Source organism: Oceaniradius stylonematis, from assembly GCF_965223445.1.
Classification (GTDB): domain Bacteria; phylum Pseudomonadota; class Alphaproteobacteria; order Rhizobiales; family Rhizobiaceae; genus Roseitalea; species Roseitalea stylonematis.
Map to the genome: position 1 here is coordinate 1,781,891 of NZ_OZ244994.1, position 17,478 is coordinate 1,799,368.

At 66.1% G+C, this 17,478-nt stretch carries 18 protein-coding genes; 5 read left to right on the forward strand and 13 right to left on the reverse strand.

Annotated elements, in window-relative coordinates; translation table 11 throughout:
• Window positions 1-58: 58 nt before the first annotated feature.
• Both ACOQOU_RS08745 and htpX read right to left on the reverse strand, forming a co-directional pair.
• Entirely contained in the window at window positions 59-1,465 is a 1,407-nt protein-coding gene (locus ACOQOU_RS08745) for an RsmB/NOP family class I SAM-dependent RNA methyltransferase (protein ID WP_420578882.1), read from the reverse strand.
• Complete coding sequence (gene htpX / locus ACOQOU_RS08750) at window positions 1,456-2,424, reverse strand: zinc metalloprotease HtpX (RefSeq protein WP_109765699.1); 969 nt, start codon at window positions 2,422-2,424, stop codon at window positions 1,456-1,458. Before htpX ends, ACOQOU_RS08745 begins: the two co-directional genes overlap by 10 nt.
• 117 nt (window positions 2,425-2,541) lie before the next feature.
• Between htpX and ACOQOU_RS08755 the strand changes: the two genes are divergently transcribed.
• Both ACOQOU_RS08755 and ACOQOU_RS08760 read left to right on the forward strand, forming a co-directional pair.
• On the forward strand, window positions 2,542-2,769 hold the full coding sequence (locus tag ACOQOU_RS08755; protein ID WP_306025431.1) for a DUF1674 domain-containing protein: 228 nt from the start codon (window positions 2,542-2,544) through the stop codon (window positions 2,767-2,769).
• Window positions 2,770-3,154: 385 nt separating this feature from the next.
• Window positions 3,155-3,562: a DUF1761 domain-containing protein gene (locus ACOQOU_RS08760; RefSeq protein ID WP_306025430.1), complete on the forward strand. Its 408-nt coding sequence runs from the start codon at window positions 3,155-3,157 to the stop codon at window positions 3,560-3,562.
• Here the strand turns inward: ACOQOU_RS08760 and ACOQOU_RS08765 are convergent, their stop codons facing one another.
• Complete coding sequence (locus ACOQOU_RS08765; RefSeq protein WP_109765701.1) at window positions 3,563-4,093, reverse strand: L,D-transpeptidase family protein; 531 nt, start codon at window positions 4,091-4,093, stop codon at window positions 3,563-3,565.
• A 165-nt stretch (window positions 4,094-4,258) separates the two neighbouring features.
• Here ACOQOU_RS08765 and ACOQOU_RS08770 point away from each other — a divergent pair, with 165 nt between their 5' ends.
• Together ACOQOU_RS08770 and ACOQOU_RS08775 are read left to right on the forward strand one after the other, a co-directional pair.
• Window positions 4,259-4,942 (forward strand): response regulator transcription factor, encoded by a 684-nt coding sequence (locus ACOQOU_RS08770; RefSeq protein WP_306025429.1) that lies wholly within the window; start codon window positions 4,259-4,261, stop codon window positions 4,940-4,942.
• A 148-nt stretch (window positions 4,943-5,090) separates the two neighbouring features.
• The gene (locus ACOQOU_RS08775) at window positions 5,091-5,558 is read left to right on the forward strand and encodes a Crp/Fnr family transcriptional regulator (protein WP_109765809.1); all 468 of its coding nucleotides are present in this window, start codon (window positions 5,091-5,093) and stop codon (window positions 5,556-5,558) included.
• Between the two features lie 5 nt (window positions 5,559-5,563).
• Here the strand turns inward: ACOQOU_RS08775 and ACOQOU_RS08780 are convergent, their stop codons facing one another.
• The 6 genes from ACOQOU_RS08780 to ACOQOU_RS08805 form a co-directional block, all read right to left on the reverse strand.
• The gene (locus ACOQOU_RS08780) at window positions 5,564-6,373 is read right to left on the reverse strand and encodes an exodeoxyribonuclease III (protein ID WP_306025428.1); all 810 of its coding nucleotides are present in this window, start codon (window positions 6,371-6,373) and stop codon (window positions 5,564-5,566) included.
• 143 nt (window positions 6,374-6,516) lie between these two features.
• Window positions 6,517-7,173 carry an outer-membrane lipoprotein carrier protein LolA gene (locus tag ACOQOU_RS08785; RefSeq protein ID WP_109765703.1) on the reverse strand — a complete coding sequence of 219 codons (657 nt, stop codon included), beginning with the start codon at window positions 7,171-7,173 and terminating at the stop codon, window positions 6,517-6,519.
• Window positions 7,174-7,293: 120 nt separating this feature from the next.
• Complete coding sequence (locus tag ACOQOU_RS08790; RefSeq protein WP_420578883.1) at window positions 7,294-9,786, reverse strand: DNA translocase FtsK 4TM domain-containing protein; 2,493 nt, start codon at window positions 9,784-9,786, stop codon at window positions 7,294-7,296.
• A 313-nt stretch (window positions 9,787-10,099) separates the two neighbouring features.
• Entirely contained in the window at window positions 10,100-11,428 is a 1,329-nt protein-coding gene (locus ACOQOU_RS08795; RefSeq protein ID WP_196780289.1) for an ammonium transporter, read from the reverse strand.
• Between the two features lie 31 nt (window positions 11,429-11,459).
• Window positions 11,460-11,798: a P-II family nitrogen regulator gene (locus ACOQOU_RS08800; RefSeq protein WP_196780288.1), complete on the reverse strand. Its 339-nt coding sequence runs from the start codon at window positions 11,796-11,798 to the stop codon at window positions 11,460-11,462.
• A 229-nt stretch (window positions 11,799-12,027) separates the two neighbouring features.
• Complete coding sequence (locus ACOQOU_RS08805; RefSeq protein WP_109765704.1) at window positions 12,028-12,894, reverse strand: acyl-CoA thioesterase; 867 nt, start codon at window positions 12,892-12,894, stop codon at window positions 12,028-12,030.
• A gap of 119 nt (window positions 12,895-13,013) precedes the next feature.
• Here ACOQOU_RS08805 and ACOQOU_RS08810 point away from each other — a divergent pair, with 119 nt between their 5' ends.
• A complete protein-coding gene (locus ACOQOU_RS08810; protein ID WP_109765705.1) occupies window positions 13,014-14,285 on the forward strand; it encodes a ubiquinone biosynthesis hydroxylase in 1,272 nt (423 codons plus the stop codon).
• A 2-nt stretch (window positions 14,286-14,287) separates the two neighbouring features.
• Here the strand turns inward: ACOQOU_RS08810 and creD are convergent, their stop codons facing one another.
• The 4 genes from creD to ACOQOU_RS08830 all read right to left on the reverse strand — a co-directional run bounded on the left by creD (window position 14,288) and on the right by ACOQOU_RS08830 (window position 17,420).
• A complete protein-coding gene (creD, locus tag ACOQOU_RS08815; RefSeq protein ID WP_420578876.1) occupies window positions 14,288-15,679 on the reverse strand; it encodes a cell envelope integrity protein CreD in 1,392 nt (463 codons plus the stop codon).
• 148 nt (window positions 15,680-15,827) lie between these two features.
• The gene (locus ACOQOU_RS08820) at window positions 15,828-16,427 is read right to left on the reverse strand and encodes a TetR/AcrR family transcriptional regulator (protein WP_306025425.1); all 600 of its coding nucleotides are present in this window, start codon (window positions 16,425-16,427) and stop codon (window positions 15,828-15,830) included.
• Window positions 16,424-16,618, reverse strand: coding sequence for a Trm112 family protein (locus ACOQOU_RS08825; protein WP_245412828.1), 195 nt, complete (start codon window positions 16,616-16,618; stop codon window positions 16,424-16,426). The genes ACOQOU_RS08820 and ACOQOU_RS08825 overlap by 4 nt, the downstream gene beginning before the upstream one ends.
• Before the next feature lie 130 nt (window positions 16,619-16,748).
• On the reverse strand, window positions 16,749-17,420 hold the full coding sequence (locus ACOQOU_RS08830; protein ID WP_306025424.1) for an LON peptidase substrate-binding domain-containing protein: 672 nt from the start codon (window positions 17,418-17,420) through the stop codon (window positions 16,749-16,751).
• Window positions 17,421-17,478: the final 58 nt, after the last annotated feature.

The following is a 17,478-nucleotide window of genomic DNA, read 5'->3' on the forward strand; positions in this document are numbered from 1 at the left end:
GGCTGAAACCATAACTGCATTGCGCAGCTATGCCAAACCAATGCTTTATTGTCGTTTTTCAGACCCTACGGCGCCAGCGCGCGGCAAAAAAACCGTCGATCCCGCCAAGCCGCGCCTCATCGCCGGCAAGCGGCAGATCCGCCGGTGTGGTTCGGACAAATCCTTCCCCGGTGATCGCCGATGAAAGGCCGGGCAGGTCGTCATCGGTCGCCGGAAGAGGCTCGAAGTTTGCATGTTCGCGCGAAAAGGCGCGCGCCACGTCTTCGCCCTCGCTCGGATCGAGTGAGCAGTTGGAAAAGACCAGCGTTCCGCCGGGCGCGACGAAGTCGGCCGCCCTCTCCAGCATCCGCGCCTGCAGCGCGGCCAGTTTGGCGATGTCGTCCGGTGTCTTGGTCCAGGGCACGTCGGGGTGCCGCCGCACGGTGCCGGTCGACGAGCACGGCGCATCGAGTAGGACCGCATCGAACGGCACGTCCGCCCCATGATCGAACAGGCTCGCGGCAACCGTCTCGCAGCGATCGGCCAGGCCGAGCCGGTCGAGATTGGCGGCAAGGCGCTTGAGCCGGTTCGCCGACTGGTCGAGCGCGGTGACGGTGGCGCCGCGCGCGGCCAGTTGCGCGGTCTTGCCGCCGGGCGCCGCACAAAGGTCGAGAACCCGCTGGCCGGCGACATCGCCGAACAGGCGCGCGGGGATCGCCGCCGCCGCGTCCTGAACCCACCAGACGCCATCGGCATATCCGGGCAACTCCGTGATTGCCGTATGGGACGTCAGGCGCAGCGAACCGGTGGGCAGCGCGATAGCGCCGAGCCGTTCCGCCCACAGCACCACGTTTTCGGGGCTTTCGTCGGCCAGCGTCAGATCGATCGGCGCCGGCCGCCGGTGGCACGCTTCGATCGCAAGCGCCCTGTCCGCACCATAGATCTCGGTAAGCCGCTCGGCGAACCATGCCGGCGCGCGCAACGGTGACCGGGCGATCGCGTCGAGAATCTTTTCCCGGTCGCGTACTGCGCGGCGGCAAAGCGCATTGACCAGACCGGCGAAGCGCCGGTTGCGCGGGTCGGTGCGCGCCGCCTCGACCGCAAGATCGACGGCGCTGTGGTCCGGCACGTCGAGGAACAGGATCTGCGCCAGCGCGAGATGGATGATGGCGCGCAGCGATGCGGCGCCGCCGGGCAGCGGCCGGTCGGTGAACCGGTCGATCAGCGCTTCGAGATCGCCCCGGTGGCGCAGCGCCGCCATCAGCATGGCGCGGACAAGCGACCGGTCGCGCGCATCGAGCGCCAGATAATGCGGATGGCCGTGGCTGTCGTCGGTCAGCGCATCCATCGGCGTGCGCGAATCGACGATCGCGCTCAAAAGGCGCTGGCCCGCCAATCGCGCGGCGAGGCCGGGCCGTTCGGCTGCGCCATGTGTGGCTGTGCGTTTTGTGGGCTTGCGACGGCGGGCGGAGGCGCTCAACCCCAGGGTCCGCCATTGCCGTCGCTGCCGTCATGAGAACGGCCCCAGCGATTGCCGGTGCCCGGAACGCCCGATGTGCGGCGCGGGGCGGGTTCGGGCCGATGCGGCCGTGCCGGCGGGCCGCCGGCATCGGTCATCGCCATCAGCGCGTCGATCCGGTTCTGCGTGTCCGGATGGGTGGAAAACAGGCTGTCGGCACGCTGGCCGTTGAGCGGATTGATGATGAACATGTGCGCCGTCGCCGGATTGCGCTCGGCGGGCACGTTCACCGAACGGCCGGCAGCCCGGGCGATCTTGGCAAGGGCGCTGGCCAGCCAGTCGGGCCGGCCGCAAATCTCCGCGCCGCGCCGGTCGGCTGAATATTCGCGCGTCCGGCTGATCGCCATCTGCACGATCATTGCGGCAAACGGCGCGACGATCATTGCGATAAGGACGCCCACAATGCCCAGCGGATTGTTGTTATCGCGGCCCGAGCCGAAGAAAAGCGCGAAATTGCCGAGCATGGAAATCGCGCCGGCCAGCGTCGCTGTGATCGTCATGATCAGCGTGTCGCGGTTCTGGATGTGGGCCAGTTCATGCGCCATCACGCCGGCCACCTCCTCGGGCGTCAGCTGGTCCAAAAGGCCGGTCGTCGCGGCAACGGCGGCGTTTTCGGGATTGCGGCCCGTGGCGAACGCATTGGGCTGCTCCTGGTTGATGATGTAGACCTTCGGCATGGGCAGGCCGGCATTGGCGGCCAGATCGCGCACCATGCCGTAATATTCGGGCGCGCTTTGCTCATCGACCTCCACCGCGCCGTTCATGCGCAGCACCATCTTGTCGGCGTTCCAGTAGGAAAAGCCGTTCATGACGACCGCGATGGCAAACGCGATCATCATCCCGCCCGTACCGCCGATCAGATATCCTATGCCCATGAACAGCGCCGTCATGAAGGCGATCAGCATGGCGGTCTTGATCATGTTCATCGGGTGCAACTCCATCATCGTCGCTGTTCTTGCGGGGCTGCTGGACGCGGCCCCCGGGGCCGCCATATAAATGGATGAGCGCCGTCAGAGTTTCAACAATCGACCGAAGGGGGCTGCATGGCGAGCGAGGACATCACATCCCATCCGGATGCCGACCAAGCGCCGGCGCGGCGCTTCGAGGATCTGCCGCCGGCGGCCCAGCGCGCCCTGAAGGAAGCCGAAGCGCGCCGCGCCGAGGTCGACCGGTTCGAGGCGCAGGCGGAAGCCGAACGCGGCGGACGCGGCGGCAAGGACCCGGCCCGATACGGCGACTGGGAGGTCAAGGGCCTGGCGATCGACTTCTGAACCGGCCAACCCCAAGCGCGCGCCAAGCGCAAGAGAGAGGACGGCAAGCACGAAAAAGGGCCACCCGATCGCTCGGGCGGCCCTTCCGCAATTCATGTCTCCGGCCGGCCGTCAGGCCTTGCGCCCTTCAGGGCGTCACCGGCTGCGCGGGGCGCTCACGCCGTCAGAGACTGCTCCAACGGATGATGACCCGCAAAGACCGAACCGGACCCATGGAACCACTCGACATCGGATCACCTCCTTTCACTTCGTTGAACACACGATCAAGGTGGCGCCTTCGCGCTGATTTGCCAAGCAAAAAAGTGTGAGCGGCGGCGGCTGGCGTGCCGCTTGATCGCGAAGCGGCATGGTGTTTGTCTGCCAGCGGTCAAAGCAGGAGGCAGCGGTGGCATTTGGCGGTATCAACCTTTGGGCGGTGCTCGCCGCCACGGTGTGCGCATTCATTGTCGGCGCGGTCTATTACAGTGCCCTGTCCAGGCCGTGGATGAAGGCGGCTGGCATCGCACCCGAAGACGCCAGGTTCGGCCCGGCCCTGTTTGCCATCACCTTCGCCTGCCAGCTCGTCATGGCCTTCGTTCTGGCAGGGCTGATCGGCCATCTCGGCGACGGACAGGTCACCCTGCGCAACGGCATCATCTCGGGTTTTTTCGTCTGGGCCGGCTTCATGGCGACCACCATGGCGGTCAACCACCGCTACCAGAACGCCGGATGGGACCTGACGCTGATCGACGGCGCCCACTGGCTGCTTGTCGCCACGGTCATGGGCGCCGTGATCGGCCTGATCGGCGTCTGATCAGCGCACGACGACGAATCGGCTGCGCCGGTCGATCCGGGCGACCAGCCATTCAAGATCACGGCGTGCCAGCGCGATGCAGCCGGCCGTGGGCGGGTAGCCCGGCTTGGCCATGTGCAGGAAGATCGCCGATCCGCGATGCCGTGCGCGGCCGCGCGGCGCCATGTTCCAGTCGAGCACGATGCAGATGTCATAAAGGCAATCGGCGCGGCGCATGACCTCGTGCGAGGCGGCAAACGGCAGCCGCACGGGCGCATTGTAGGACGGGTGTTCCGGCGCATCGCACCAGCCGTCATCCGGCCCGATCCGGTGCAGCGGCAGGATAGATCGCGGCCGAACGCCCCTGTCGGGGCGCCAATAACCCCAAAGCGGTCGCATGGCTGCATGGGCGGGCGTGGCACCATCGCCCTCGCGCTTGAAGATCGAGGGGCCCGAACGTCCCAGCGCGCATGACAGCGTCCGAGCGCCGGCAATCAGTACGCCGCGTGCGCTCTCGCCCGGTTTGCGCCTTACTTCAATGGTTGTGAGCATGGGTGCCGGCGCCTTGTTCGCTCACGGACATTCACGGCGCGCTGACGCGGCAGACACGCAAAGTTGAGCCTTTGTTGACACGCAAACTGCCATTAAGATGCCAAAAGGGCCAGATACTTGACCCTTCCCGCGCGACCGCCCGGGCCGAACAGAAGAAGGTGGATCATGACGACCCGAACGCTGTTGCTTGTCGACGATGACGATGATCTGCGCGAAGTGCTGGTCGAGCAACTCTCGCTCTACGAGGAGTTCGACGTGCTGCAGGCCGCCAGTGCCACCAAGGGCGTCGAGGCGGCGCGCGGCGCGATGATCGATCTGGTGGTGATGGATGTCGGCCTGCCCGACATGGACGGCCGCGAGGCGGTGAAGATCCTGCGCAAGGGCGGCTTCAAGGCGCCGATCATCATGCTGACCGGCCACGACACCGATTCCGACACCATTCTCGGGCTGGAAGCGGGCGCCAACGATTATGTCACCAAGCCGTTCAAGTTCGCCGTGCTGCTGGCCCGCATCCGCGCGCAGCTGCGCCAGCACGAGCAGAGCGAGGACGCGACCTTCTCGGTCGGCCCCTACACGTTCACGCCGAGCCAGAAGATGCTGGTCGACGGCAACGGCCGCAAGATCCGCCTGACCGAGAAGGAAGCCTCGATCATCAAATACCTCTACCGCAGCGGCGCCCAGGTGGTGACCCGCGACACGCTGCTCGAAGAGGTCTGGGGCTACAATTCGGGCGTGACGACCCACACGCTGGAAACTCACGTCTACCGGCTGCGCCAGAAGATCGAGAGCGATCCCTCCAACGCATCCCTTCTGGTGACCGAAAGCGGCGGCTACAAGCTGGTGCCCTGAACGGTTTCGTCCGAAGTCGGACATTTCGGGGCAAAGCGGCCCTGCGTCCACATGCGGACATGCCCTTTGGCGGCGCCGTCCTTTCCAACGGCGCGCCGGTCATGTAACAGCGACGCCGGCAATCATGCCGGTGGCGCCCGAGCCTTTCATGACGCTGAACGATGACATACGCGCCCTTTCGGCGGCGGGCCTGTTCCAGCAGTTGACTGCCGAGCAGCTGCGCCTTTTGGCATTCGGCGCCGAACGGCTTCAGTTTCGCGCCGGCCGGAGACTCTATCGCCAGGGCGATCGCGCCGATTGCGGCTTCGTCATCGTCAGCGGAGCCGTCACGCTGTCGCGGTCGGCGCCCGATGGCGGCAAGCCGGTGCAGAGCGCCGGTCCGGGCAGTGTGCTCGGCCAACTGGCCCTGATCACCGAAACCCAGTGGATGACCGACGCCCAGGCCGACACCGAGACCGAGGTGCTGCGGATCAGCCGTGCCCTGTTCCGCCGTATGCTGGCGGAATATCCGGAAACGGCCATGGCCATCCATCGGCAGCTTTCCGACGATCTGCAACAGCTCATCAAGGACATCGAGGTCGCCGAACGGCGCCTCCGGCAGGCACCCGAGCTCTGACGGGCCTATGGCGCGAACCGAGCGACGACCGGCACATGGTCGGAAGGCTTTTCCCACCCGCGCGCCTCGGTCAGCACATTCATCGAGGTGAGCGCCCCGCGCAACGCTTCCGATCCCCAGATGTGATCGAGCCGCCGGCCGCGATTGGACGCGGCCCAGTCCCTGGCGCGGTAGCTCCACCAGGTAAACAGCTTCTGGTCCCCGGGAACATGATGACGCATCAGGTCGGCCCAGCCCGCCTCGCGCCGCAACTCTTCCAGCGTCTCGGTCTCGACCGGCGTGTGGCTGACCACCTTCAGCAGCTGCCGGTGTGACCAGACATCGTTTTCCAGCGGCGCGATGTTCAGATCGCCGACGAGAAGCGCGGCGTCATGCGCACCGGTCTCGGTGGTGATCGCCCGCATCTCGTCGAGGAATTTCAGCTTGTGCGCGAATTTCGGATTGATGGCGGGATCGGGCTCGTCGCCGCCGGCCGGAACGTAGAAATTGTGCACGCGGATGCGGCTGCCGTTCACATCGACTGTGCATTCCACGTGCCGGGCATCGCCCATGCCGCAAAAATCGCGCCTTTCGACGCTTGAGAAGGGTATTTTCGAAAGCGTGGCCACGCCGTGATAGGCCTTCTGGCCGTGCAGTGCGACATGCTCATAGCCCGCCCTGGCGAACGCCTTGGCCGGGAACTGGTCGTCCTGGCACTTGATTTCCTGCAGACACAGTATGTCCGGCGCATGGTCGGCGAGAAACCGCTCCACCAGCCCGCGCCTGAGGCGCACCGAATTGATGTTCCAGGTGGCGATGGTGAAGGGCTGCGTCATCGGAAGGGCCGGATCGTGGCGAAAGGACAATGGTCCTGAACTCGTGAACCGGGTGCCTTCTCGCCCCGCCGGGGCTCAAAAACAAGCGGCCGCCCCGATGGAGCGGCCGTCGCACACAAGTTCCTTGTCGTGCTGGAAGACGGTCAGCGCGAATAGCTGGGGTCTTTCTCGCGCACCCGCGCATAGTCGATGTCGAACGTGCCTTCGCCGAAGGTCACGCCCTCGCGGACATTGAAGATCATGACGGTCGTGTCCTTGCCCTGCGCATCGCGGATGGTCCATTGGCGCAGATCGTAGCTCGACGGATCGAACATCATGGTGATGGTCGAATCACCGAATATCTGCTTGTCCTGCAGGACGATCGTCGTCAGGTCCTCGGCCTCCACCACGCTCTGCACGCGCCCGCCGCTCAGATCGATGCGGTCGCCGAGCACCAGGTTGAGCGGCGTCTTGTTGAGCGGATAGGCATCCCAGGTGTCGAGCTTGGTGTTGTTGACCAGCACCGAACGGCCGTCGGCAACCACGCGGATGTTGGACGGCTCCTCGTAAAGGAACAGCACACGTCCGGGCCGTTCGATGAAGAAGCGGCCGCCGGTCTGCTCGCCGGACGGGCCGAACTGCACGAACTCGCCCATCATGGTGCGCACGCGGGTGAAATGGTCGGCGATCTGCTGCGGGGCGCCCGAAGCCTGGGCGCGCGTCGCGCCGGGCAGCGCGAAGGCGGCGATGAGACCAGCGCCGGCGGTCAGCGCGCCGCGGCGGGTCATCGGGGTCCGGTGGGCTCTTTTTGCGTCGGTCATGGTGGTTTCCCGGAATCGGTGGGTCGTCTTTTGCGGTTCATCTGGAGTCACAGTTTGACTTCACTAAGGCGAAGCCGGACGCGGACCACGTGTCATGGATCACACATCGTCGCGGCATGGTCACATGCCCGCCATGCGTTCTTCTTCGGACGGAACCAGGATCTCGCGTTTTCCCGCATGGTTGGCCGGCCCGATGACGCCTTCCTGCTCCATCCGTTCGATCAGCGTGGCGGCGCGGTTGTAGCCGATGCCGAGCCGCCGCTGGATGTAGCTGGTCGACGCCTTGCGGTCGCGGATGACGATGGCGACCGCCTGGTCGTAGGGGTCTTCGCTGTCGCTTGCGCCGCCGGCGCCCGCCGCGCCGCCTTCGGAGCCGGCCTCGTCTTCCTCGTCATCCTCGGTGACCGCGTCGAGATATTGCGGCACGCCCTGCGCCTTCAAGTGGCTGACGACATCCTCGACCTCTTCGTCGGAAACGAACGGGCCGTGGACACGCTGGATCCGGCCGCCGCCGGCCATGTAGAGCATGTCGCCCATGCCCAGAAGCTGTTCGGCGCCCTGCTCGCCCAGGATCGTGCGGCTGTCGATCTTCGAGGTCACCTGGAAGGAGATGCGCGTCGGGAAGTTGGCCTTGATCGTGCCGGTGATGACATCGACCGACGGACGCTGCGTGGCCATGATCACGTGGATGCCTGCGGCGCGCGCCATCTGCGCCAGGCGCTGGACGGCGCCCTCGATGTCCTTGCCGGCGACCATCATCAGGTCGGCCATCTCGTCGATGATCACGACAATATAGGGCATGACGTGCAGATCGAGCGCTTCGGTCTCGTAGATCGCCTCGCCCGTCTCCCGGTCGAAGCCGGTCTGGACGGTACGGCTCAGCTCCTCGCCCTTGCGTTTGGCCTCGCGGATGCGGGTGTTGAACCCGTCAATGTTGCGCACGCCGAGCTTGGACATGTTCTTGTAGCGCTGTTCCATCTCGCGCACGGTCCATTTGAGCGCGACGACCGCTTTCTTGGGATCGGTGACGACGGGCGTCAGAAGATGCGGAATGCCGTCATAGACAGACAGTTCCAGCATCTTCGGATCGATCATGATCAGCCGGCACTCGTCCGGCGTCATTTTATAGAGCAATGAGAGGATCATCGTGTTGATGGCCACCGATTTGCCCGAACCGGTGGTGCCGGCGACCAGCAGGTGGGGCATCTTCGCCAGATCGGCGATCACCGCCTCGCCATTGATCGTCTTGCCCAGCGTCAGCGACAGCTTCGCCTTGGATTTGTCGTAGGTCTGCGAGGAGATCAGTTCGCGCAGATAGACCGTCTCACGCCGGGCGTTGGGCAGTTCGATGCCGATCGCGTTGCGGCCGGGAACGACGGCGACGCGCGCGGCGATGGCGCTCATCGAGCGGGCGATGTCCTCGGCCAGGCCGATCACGCGGGACGACTTGATGCCCGGCGCCGGCTCGAGTTCGTAAAGCGTGACCACCGGTCCGGGGCGGACCTGGATAATCTCGCCCTTGACGCCGAAATCCTCGAGCACGCCTTCCAGAAGGCGGGCGTTCTGTTCGAGCGCCTCGTCCGACAGCGTCTCGTCGCGGACGATGTTCCTGGGTTCGTTCAGATAGTGGATCTGCGGCAGCTCGAACACGCCGTCCTTGATCAGCGAGGGCTGCGCCTCGCGCTGAACACGCACGCTCGGCTTGGGCGGCGGCGCGGGCGCGGCGACGCGCGTCGCGGCCTGCTCGGTGGGGAGCAGCTCCGGCATCGCCTCCGTCGGCGCCGGCTGCGGTGCCCAGTCCCCGGCATCCTGCCATTGCGCGGCGTCGGCGTCCGGCGCCGGCATCGCGTCCATCGACGGCTCCAATTGCGGCTCGGCCCGCGGCGTGGCGGGCACCGGCGTGGAAGCGGAGCGGCGGCGAACCATGCCCCCGAACGCATCGGCGGGCAGAACGCGGCGGGCGGCCGTGCGCAGCGCATAGATGCCGTGCAGGAGCGCTCCGATCGTGATCAGCGAACCGCCTTCTTCCTCGTCATCGTCGGCATCGAAAGGCCGGTCGTCATCGGTTCCGCGCCAGCCGATCCCGCTCGCCAACGCCAGAAGAACGGCCGCAAGCGGCGCCATGACGAGCGCGACGACGACCGCGGCGAAGCCTGACGGATAGCCGCCGGTGAATGTGCCGGGCACACGAAGCACCATGTCGCCCAGCGCACCGCCAAGGCCCGACGGCAGCGGCCAGCCGGCGGTCGGCGGCAGGCAGCCAATCGCCGCCGCGGCACCAAGGGCGCCCGCGAACCATGCCGCCATCCGGCGCCCGGCATGGTTCGGAACCTGGTCGCGGATCAGCGCCACGGCCCAGGCGACCAATGGAACAAGCGCTGCCAGCGCGGCCAGCCCGAAGAACTGCATGGCCAGATCGGCGGTCACCGCGCCCGGATAGCCCATCCAGTTGGTGACGGGCGCTTCGGTGGCGTGGCTGAGGCTGGGGTCGGCAACGTTCCAGCCGAGCAGCGAAAGGACGATAAAACCGGCAATTGCAAGAAGCGCCCATCCGGCCGCGAAACGAACCTGTCGGCGCAGCCAGTCCCCGACGGAGCCGTGGGCACCCGCCATATCCGCTGCAAATGCGCCGTCGGCGAGGTCTGCGTGGCCGTGATGGGGGTCGAAACGGTCTGCCGACATTGTAGGTCCCGTGCGCGTGCGGTCTGGAGATTGGCTGCGATGTCGCGCCGAAGCCTAGCGGGCACTGGTTAAACGCACATTAACCATGGCGCTCCGCCCGGATGCCCCGCAAACCAAAAAAGACCCGGTCACAGGGACCGGGTCAGTTTGTGTGATGGTGACCATCACGACGGGATTGGAACGGCCCTTTCGGGCCTTGTCGAAATGCAGGGGCCGGCATGTCGGCCGGCCCCGCGGGGCGGCATTAGCCGCGTGTGAACTCCGGATAGCCCTCGACGCCGGTTTCCGACATGTCCAGGCCCATCATCTCTTCTTCCTCGCTGGCGCGGATGCCCATCGCGGCCTTCAGGATGAACCAGACCACGAAAGAGGCGACCAGCGTGAACACGCCATAGGCCAGGATGCCGATAAGCTGCACGCCGTAGCTCGCGTCGCCGTTCGAGAACGGCACGATCAGCGTGCCCCAGATGCCTGCGAACAGGTGAACCGGGATGGCGCCGACCACGTCGTCGATCTTCAGCTTGTCGAGCAGCGGAACCGTGAAGACGACGATCGCGCCGCCGATGCCGCCAATGATGACGGTCTGCCAGATCGACGGTGCCAGCGGCTCTGCGGTGATCGAGACGAGACCGGCCAGCGCGCCGTTGAGGACCATCGTGGTGTCGATCTTCTTGTAGAGGATCTGCAGCAGAACGATCGTCGTCACGACACCCGAAGCGGCAGCCAGGTTGGTGTTGGCGAAGATACGGCTGACGTCGGTGACGTCGCTGATCGTGCCCATTGCGAGCTGCGAGGCGCCGTTGAAGCCGAACCAGCCGAGCCACAGGATGAACGTGCCAAGCGTTGCCAGCGGGATCGACGAGCCGGGCATCGGATGGACCGAGCCGTCCGCGCCGAACTTGCCGGTACGAGCGCCCAGCAGGATCGCGCCGGCGAGTGCCGCCCAGCCGCCGACCGAGTGCACCAGCGTCGAGCCGGCGAAGTCGGAGAAGCCCATCTCGCTGAGCCAGCCGCCGCCCCACTGCCAGGAACCGGCGATCGGGTAGATGAAGCCGGTCAGCACGACCACGAAGATCAGGAACGGCCACAGCTTGATGCGTTCGGCGAGCGTGCCCGAGACGATCGAGGCTGCGGTCGCCACGAACACCATCTGGAAGAACCAGTCGGACGCCGTCGAATAGCCCGTGTCGAGCGCATCGCCTCCGACCGGATCGAACGAATAGGGTCCGAACGAGCCGATGAAGCCGCCATCGACATTGGCGTACATCAGGTTGTAGCCGACGATCCAGTACATCAGGCCGGCGATCGAATAGAGCGCGATGTTCTTGAGCGACTGCATCGAGACGTTCTTGGAGCGGACGAGCCCCGCCTCGAGCATGGCGAAGCCGGCCGCCATCCACATCACCAGGAAGCCGCCGATCAGGAACAGCAGCGTGTTGAAGATGTACTGGACCTCGGCCGACGGCGCGGTCGAGGCGGCTTCGGCCGCCTCCTGGGCGAAACCGGGCGCCACCATCATCATGGTCGCCGCAAGGCCGGTGCCCGCCAGTGTTGCAAGTTTGCGTTGTGTCATGGGTGGAGAACTCCTGAATGGCGAAGCGGCGTCACAGCGCTTCGGAATCGGTTTCGCCGGTGCGGATGCGCACCGCCTGGTCAATGGAGTGGACGAAGATCTTGCCGTCGCCGATCTGGCCGGTCTTGGCGGCTCCGGCGATGGCTTCCAGCACCTTGTCGATCATGTCGTCGTCGACGACCAGTTCGATCTTCAGCTTGGGCAGGAAGCTGATCGCGTACTCGGCGCCGCGATAGATCTCGGTGTGTCCCTTCTGGCGCCCATAACCCTTGACCTCCGTCACGGTCAGGCCCTGAACGCCCAGCCCTGTGAGCGCTTCGCGCACCTCGTCGAGCTTGAAGGGCTTGATGATAGCCATGACTATTTTCATGCGCTTGTCTTCCCCGTTTGCTTGCCGCAGCGGCACCATGCCGCCGGCGGACATCACAGCGCGCCGGCCCTATGGGCACGCTGCATCGCACAACGAGGAGTCACACAGCGTGCCAGTTTGGCAAACCGCTGTTTTCAAAAGGCTTTTTTATATGATGCTCGGAAAGCGGGCACGGCGGAAACCATCAAGCGCACAAATATTGTGCAAAATAGCCGATCTGCTCGTTTTTTCAGCGCTTGCGGAGGCGGATCAGCCCTTCCTGGGCGACCGACGCCACCAGCACGCCGTCGCGCGTGTAGAGCCCGCCGCGGGTGAAGCCGCGCGCGCCGGACGCATTGGGGCTGTCCTGGGCATAGAGCAGCCAGTCGTCGAGCTTGTGCGGGCGGTGGAACCACATGGCGTGGTCGAGGCTCGCCACCTGCAGGTCCGGATCGAAGATCGCACGGCCATGCGCAAACAGCGAGGTGTCCAGCAGCGTCATGTCCGACAGATAGGCGAGAACGGCGGCCTGAAGCGCGCGGTCGTCGGGCACCGGGCCGGTCGCCCGCACCCAGACATGCTGCACCGGCGGCAGTTTCTCGCGGCTGACATAATGGGTGAACGAAACCGGGCGCAATTCGATCGGCCGCTCGCGCAGCCAGTAGCGGCGGATGTTGTCCGGCACCTTGTCGATGAAGCTCTCGATCAGCTGGCTTTCGCCCATCAGCGCCTCGGGCATTGGCACCTCGGGCGGCATCGGCATGAAATGGTCGAGGCCCGGCTCGTCATGCTGGAAGGAGGCCGACAATGAGAAGATCGCGCGACCGCCCTGCTCGGCAACGACGCGGCGCGTGTTGAAGCTGCCGCCGTCGCGAATCCGGTCGACCGAATAGTCGATCGGGACCGCAGGATCGCCCGGGCGCATGAAATAGCAGTGCAGGGAATGGACATGCCGGGCGGCATCGACCGTGCGCTGCGCGGCAACCAGCGCTTGGCCGATCACCTGTCCGCCGAACACGCGCTGCCAGCCCGATTGCGGGCTGCGGCCCGTGAAGCGGTTTTCCCCCGCCGCCTCCAGATCGAGGATCGACAGGACCTTTTGCATCGCCTGGGACATTTCGGCTCGCCGTTCGGGGATCGTGGCAACGCGCGGATTTGCGCGACGTGTTGCCGCCTTGCTACAAGCGCGCACATCAAGTCAAGTGACACACGCACCGGCGCTGAAAGGGCAGACCCATGGCCAAGGCAAGCACGAAATCCGCGCGCAGCAAGGCGAAAAAGCCGGCCCTGCCCGACCGTTGCGACGTGTTCGTCGCCGGCGCCGGCTATGTCGGCCTTGCCACGGCGCTGTCGGTCGCAAGAGGCGCGCCGGACCTGTCGGTGGTCGTTGCCGACGCCGCGCCCGAAGGCGTGTGGGAAAAGGACGGCCGCGCATCGGCCATTGCCGCCGCGGCCTGCAAGATGCTCGAGGCGCTCGACTGCTGGGACGCGCTGGTGCCGCATGCCCAGCCAATGACCGAGATGATCGTCACCGACAGCCGCACCGCCGATCCGGTGCGGCCCGTATTCCTGACCTTCGACGGCGATGTGGCGCCGGGCGAGCCGTTTGCCCACATGCTGCCCAATGTCGAGATGAACCGCATTTTGCGCCAGCGCTGTGCCGAGGCCGGCGTCACCATCGTCCAGGGCGCGGGCGTGACCGGTTTCGAGCGCGACGGTGCACTGACGCGGATCATGGCCGGCGACGACACGATCGTCGAGGCGCGGCTTCTGATCGCCTGCGACGGGGTCCGCTCGCGGCTGCGCGACATGGCCGGCATCAGAACCGTTCACTGGGATTACGGCCAGTCCGGCATCGTCGCCACCATCGCCCATGAGCGCCCGCATGAGGGCCGCGCCGAGGAGCACTTCCTGCCCGCCGGCCCGTTCGCCATCCTGCCGCTGACCGGCAACCGGTCCTCCATCGTCTGGACCGAATCGACCGAAAATGCCGAACGCCTGTTGAAGGCCGATCCGTTCACCTTCGAAATGGAGCTTGAACAGCGCTTCGGGCTCAAGCTGGGCGAACTGACCGTCGAGGACGGGCCGCGCGCCTACCCGCTCGGCCTGACGCTGGCGCGCGATTTCGTCGCCGAGCGGTTCGCGCTGGCCGGAGACGCCGCGCACGGCATCCATCCGATCGCCGGACAAGGTCTCAATCTGGGCTTCAAGGATGCCGCCGCGCTGGCTGAAACCGTGGTCGAAGCGCATCGCCTCGGCCAGGACATCGGCGCGCTCGACGTTCTGGAGCGCTATCAGCGCTGGCGCCGCTTCGACACGGTGCAGATGGGCGTGACCACCGACGTGCTGAACCGCCTCTTCTCCAACGATCTGGCGCCGGTACGCGCGGTCCGCGATCTGGGGCTCGGGCTGGTCGACCGGATGCCGCAGCTCAAGAGCTTCTTCATCCGGCAGGCTGCCGGCCTTGCGGGCCCCGCGCCGCGCCTGCTGCGCGGGGACCCGATCTGACGTCAGATTTTCACCGCTGGTGACCCGCCAGCCGACCAGTCGACCTTGCGGGTGCCGAACATCATCGCGGTCAGGATCACAAATCCGGTCACCGCGCCCGCAAGAAGAGCCGCGTCCTCAAGGCTGAGCACGACATAAAGCACGCCGTAAAGCAGCGCGAACCCGCCAAAGGCCGACAGTGCCCACCGGCGCCCGGCGAAGAGCGTTGCCGTGAACCCCGCCACCACCGCGCCGGTGGCGCCGGCCGCCGCCGCATAGGCCGCCGCAAAGCCGATCATCTCCGCCAGCGCCAGCAGCAGCACATAGAAGATGATCATCATCAGGCCGGTCATCATGTAATGGACCAGATGCATGCGACCGCCGGACATCACCTCGATGGCGAAGATCACCAGGAACGCCGCGCCGACGAACAGGACGCCATACTTCACCGCCCGGTCGACGAAACGGTAGAAATGCACCGGCTGATAGAGATCGGCGCCGAACTGCGCGTCCGCAAAGGCCGATAGCGGCGCATGGCCATCGGCCAGGGCCACCGCCGGGATCGGCCGGGCCAGTTGCGGCACGGTCCATGACGCCTCGAACCCCTGCTCGCCGACCGAGCGCGCCGCCGGCAGGAAAGCGCCGGAAAAGCTCGGATGCGGCCATGGCGATGCCAGCGCCACTTTGGTCTCCCCGCCGACCGGCGTGAACCGGAGCGTCTGCGAGCCCTTGAAGGCCAGATCGAGTGAAAAGCCGGCGGTCGTCCGGCCATCGGCGAAACCGCCCGACAGATCGACCGGGACATGGAAGCCCGATTGCCGGACGGCCGAGCCAATGCCGATACCCGGCGACACATCGTCCAGCGCCGTTTCGCCGCGCGTGATCGTAACCGTCTCGATGCCCTTGAGATCGCTGAGCGCCACGACCAGCTTGCCGCGAGACCAGTCGGCCGCGACAACCGGCTGCGCCAGCGCATCGAGATCGGGCGCGCCGAACTGCGCGCGAGCCGTCAGGCGGGCCTGATAGACGATGGCTTCATGAATGCCGCGCTTGCGCCGATCGGGATCGACCTGGCCGGTGATATCGAGCGTCTCCGGCGCGATCAGCAGCGTCCGCCCGACCCGACGCTGCACCGTGCGGCCGTCCTGTCCGCGCACATTGGACAGAACGGTGACCGGCACCGCCAGCAGCGGTCCGGTCAGCGTCTGGCTGCCGCCCCACTGGGCACCGATCTCGGCGACGGCGCGGCGATAGTTGGCCTCCCGGTCCTGCACCAGCAGCCACACGGCGAAAAGCGGCACGCTGAGCAGCACCGCCAGAATGCCAAGCACGAAGAATTTTGCCCCAAGGCTCAGCCCCCCGGTCGATCGTTTCGGCGGCACCGGCGGCACGCCCGTCATCGTATCGGTCATCATCACCCTCCTGACTGCGAACCGAAAGCAAACGGGCGCAACATTTGGTGATGGTGAGGGCGACAATCGGTCGCAATGGCGGCGCGCGGTGGATCATTTGGTGACCGGATTGTGGCCGGTCGGCATGGGCTTGAAGGCCAGATCCGACGCGTCAGGTCTGTGTGATGTGTCGGTCCATGCGCATGAAGGCCTCGGCCAGAACCGGCGGTTCGCCGAGCGCATGGCCGAGCGCGATGCCGCCCTGCCAGTCGCACACGATCGCCCGCGCCCTGGCAAGTGCCAGCGCCGGACGCATCCCGGTCCGGCCGAGCTCGGCGGCGATGAAGCCGGTCAGGATCGAAAAACTTTCGGCCGCACGGCGTGCCGCTTCGGGCGCCTCGTCGCGAAAGTCGCGGCAGGCGGCCGCGATCGGGCAGCCATGGGCAAGGCGCGGCGCCTGCGAGGCACGCAACCGCCCGACCAGCGCCTTGAGACGCCCGCGCGGATCGTCGCTCTCGGCGGAAACCTCGTCGATCAGTGCCTCGGTCTGGCCGACGAACAGGTCGGCGACGGCCATCGCAAGGTCCGCCTTGGTCTTGTGATAGTAGTAGACATTGCCGAGCGGCACGCCCGCCGCGGCGGCAACCTGCGCGATCGAACTGCCCGCATAGCCCCGCGTCCAGAACCGCTCCGCCGCCGCCTGCACCAGCGCCTCACGCCGGGCATCGCCGCGCTTGTGACGCTTTGCCGCCGGTTCTTTCGCCGTGCTCATGAGGCACGCTCTGCGTCGCCATCGTCGTCACGCAGCGAGCGCGCTTCGGACGGCAGCAGGATCGGCACCCCGCCGCGGATCGGATAGGCAAGGCCGGCGGCTTCCGACACCAGTTCGTTCGCCTCGACATCGTGCCGCAGCGTCTTTTTCGTCAGCGGGCAGACCAGAAGGTCGAGCAGTTTGGGATCGATACCGCCATGCGCATCTGTCTCGCCGCCGCCGGGCGGCGATGCGTCGGCGGGACTGTCGGTCTGGGGCGTCTCGGGCTTGGGATCGTCGGTCATCGCGGTTTCCGGGAATCGGCCGGTCTACCCGCAAAGCCTACTGCAATGTGCGCGCATAATCATCATTGTCGCGCGCCAGCGACATTTCGGTGATCGCCACCAGCGTCTCCGCGCGGCTTTTCAGATCGGGCGCCTCGAGCAGCGCCTGCTTCTCCGCCGGCCCGTAGGGCGACATGACCGACAGCGCGTTGACGAGCGCGGCATTGTTGGCCTTGTTGACGCTGGCCCAGTCCGCTTCGAGCTGGTTGGCCTCCAGATAGTCGCGGAAGGCGGCCAGCAACTGCTCGCGATCGACATCGGCGCCCTCATCCTTGTCGGCCAGATCGCCGGCGAACGGCGCGATGCGGCACTGCCGGAACGGCGTGGTCACAGACAGTTCCTCGATGATCCGGAAGCGGCAGATGCCTTCCAGCGTGATGAGATAGCGCCCGTCGCCGGTTTCGCTGAACGCGGTGACGCGGCCCAGACACCCGATCTTGCAGAGGTCGGGCTTGTCCGGCTTTCCCTGATCGCCGCTGAAGGCCGGCTGCACCATGCCGATCACCCGGCTGCCCTTGAGCGCGGCATCGAACATGGCAAGATAGCGCGGCTCGAAAAGGTTCAGCGGCAACTGGCTTCCGGGCAGCAGCAGCGCACCGGACAGCGGGAAAACCGGAACCACCGCCGGCACATCGTCGAGATCGTGATAGACCGTGTTGCCAGCCTGCATGGGATCACCGCCGGGACTTGTTGTGTTTCATGGCGATAAAGATGGGGCAGCGGCGGCT

What these genes read in the sequence shown, in the direction of transcription:
- htpX (WP_109765699.1), bottom strand. Translation starts at nt 2,424, where the DNA reads ATGAACATGATCAAGACCGCCATGCTGATCGCCTTCATGACGGCGCTG.
- ACOQOU_RS08755 (WP_306025431.1), top strand. Translation starts at nt 2,542, where the DNA reads ATGGCGAGCGAGGACATCACATCCCATCCGGATGCCGACCAAGCGCCG.
- ACOQOU_RS08765 (WP_109765701.1), bottom strand. Translation starts at nt 4,093, where the DNA reads ATGCTCACAACCATTGAAGTAAGGCGCAAACCGGGCGAGAGCGCACGC.
- ACOQOU_RS08770 (WP_306025429.1), top strand. Translation starts at nt 4,259, where the DNA reads ATGACGACCCGAACGCTGTTGCTTGTCGACGATGACGATGATCTGCGC.
- ACOQOU_RS08775 (WP_109765809.1), top strand. Translation starts at nt 5,091, where the DNA reads ATGACGCTGAACGATGACATACGCGCCCTTTCGGCGGCGGGCCTGTTC.
- ACOQOU_RS08780 (WP_306025428.1), bottom strand. Translation starts at nt 6,373, where the DNA reads ATGACGCAGCCCTTCACCATCGCCACCTGGAACATCAATTCGGTGCGC.
- ACOQOU_RS08785 (WP_109765703.1), bottom strand. Translation starts at nt 7,173, where the DNA reads ATGACCGACGCAAAAAGAGCCCACCGGACCCCGATGACCCGCCGCGGC.
- ACOQOU_RS08790 (WP_420578883.1), bottom strand. Translation starts at nt 9,786, where the DNA reads ATGGCGGGTGCCCACGGCTCCGTCGGGGACTGGCTGCGCCGACAGGTT.
- ACOQOU_RS08795 (WP_196780289.1), bottom strand. Translation starts at nt 11,428, where the DNA reads ATGACACAACGCAAACTTGCAACACTGGCGGGCACCGGCCTTGCGGCG.
- ACOQOU_RS08800 (WP_196780288.1), bottom strand. Translation starts at nt 11,798, where the DNA reads ATGAAAATAGTCATGGCTATCATCAAGCCCTTCAAGCTCGACGAGGTG.
- ACOQOU_RS08805 (WP_109765704.1), bottom strand. Translation starts at nt 12,894, where the DNA reads ATGTCCCAGGCGATGCAAAAGGTCCTGTCGATCCTCGATCTGGAGGCG.
- ACOQOU_RS08810 (WP_109765705.1), top strand. Translation starts at nt 13,014, where the DNA reads ATGGCCAAGGCAAGCACGAAATCCGCGCGCAGCAAGGCGAAAAAGCCG.
- creD (WP_420578876.1), bottom strand. Translation starts at nt 15,679, where the DNA reads ATGATGACCGATACGATGACGGGCGTGCCGCCGGTGCCGCCGAAACGA.
- ACOQOU_RS08820 (WP_306025425.1), bottom strand. Translation starts at nt 16,427, where the DNA reads ATGAGCACGGCGAAAGAACCGGCGGCAAAGCGTCACAAGCGCGGCGAT.
- ACOQOU_RS08830 (WP_306025424.1), bottom strand. Translation starts at nt 17,420, where the DNA reads ATGCAGGCTGGCAACACGGTCTATCACGATCTCGACGATGTGCCGGCG.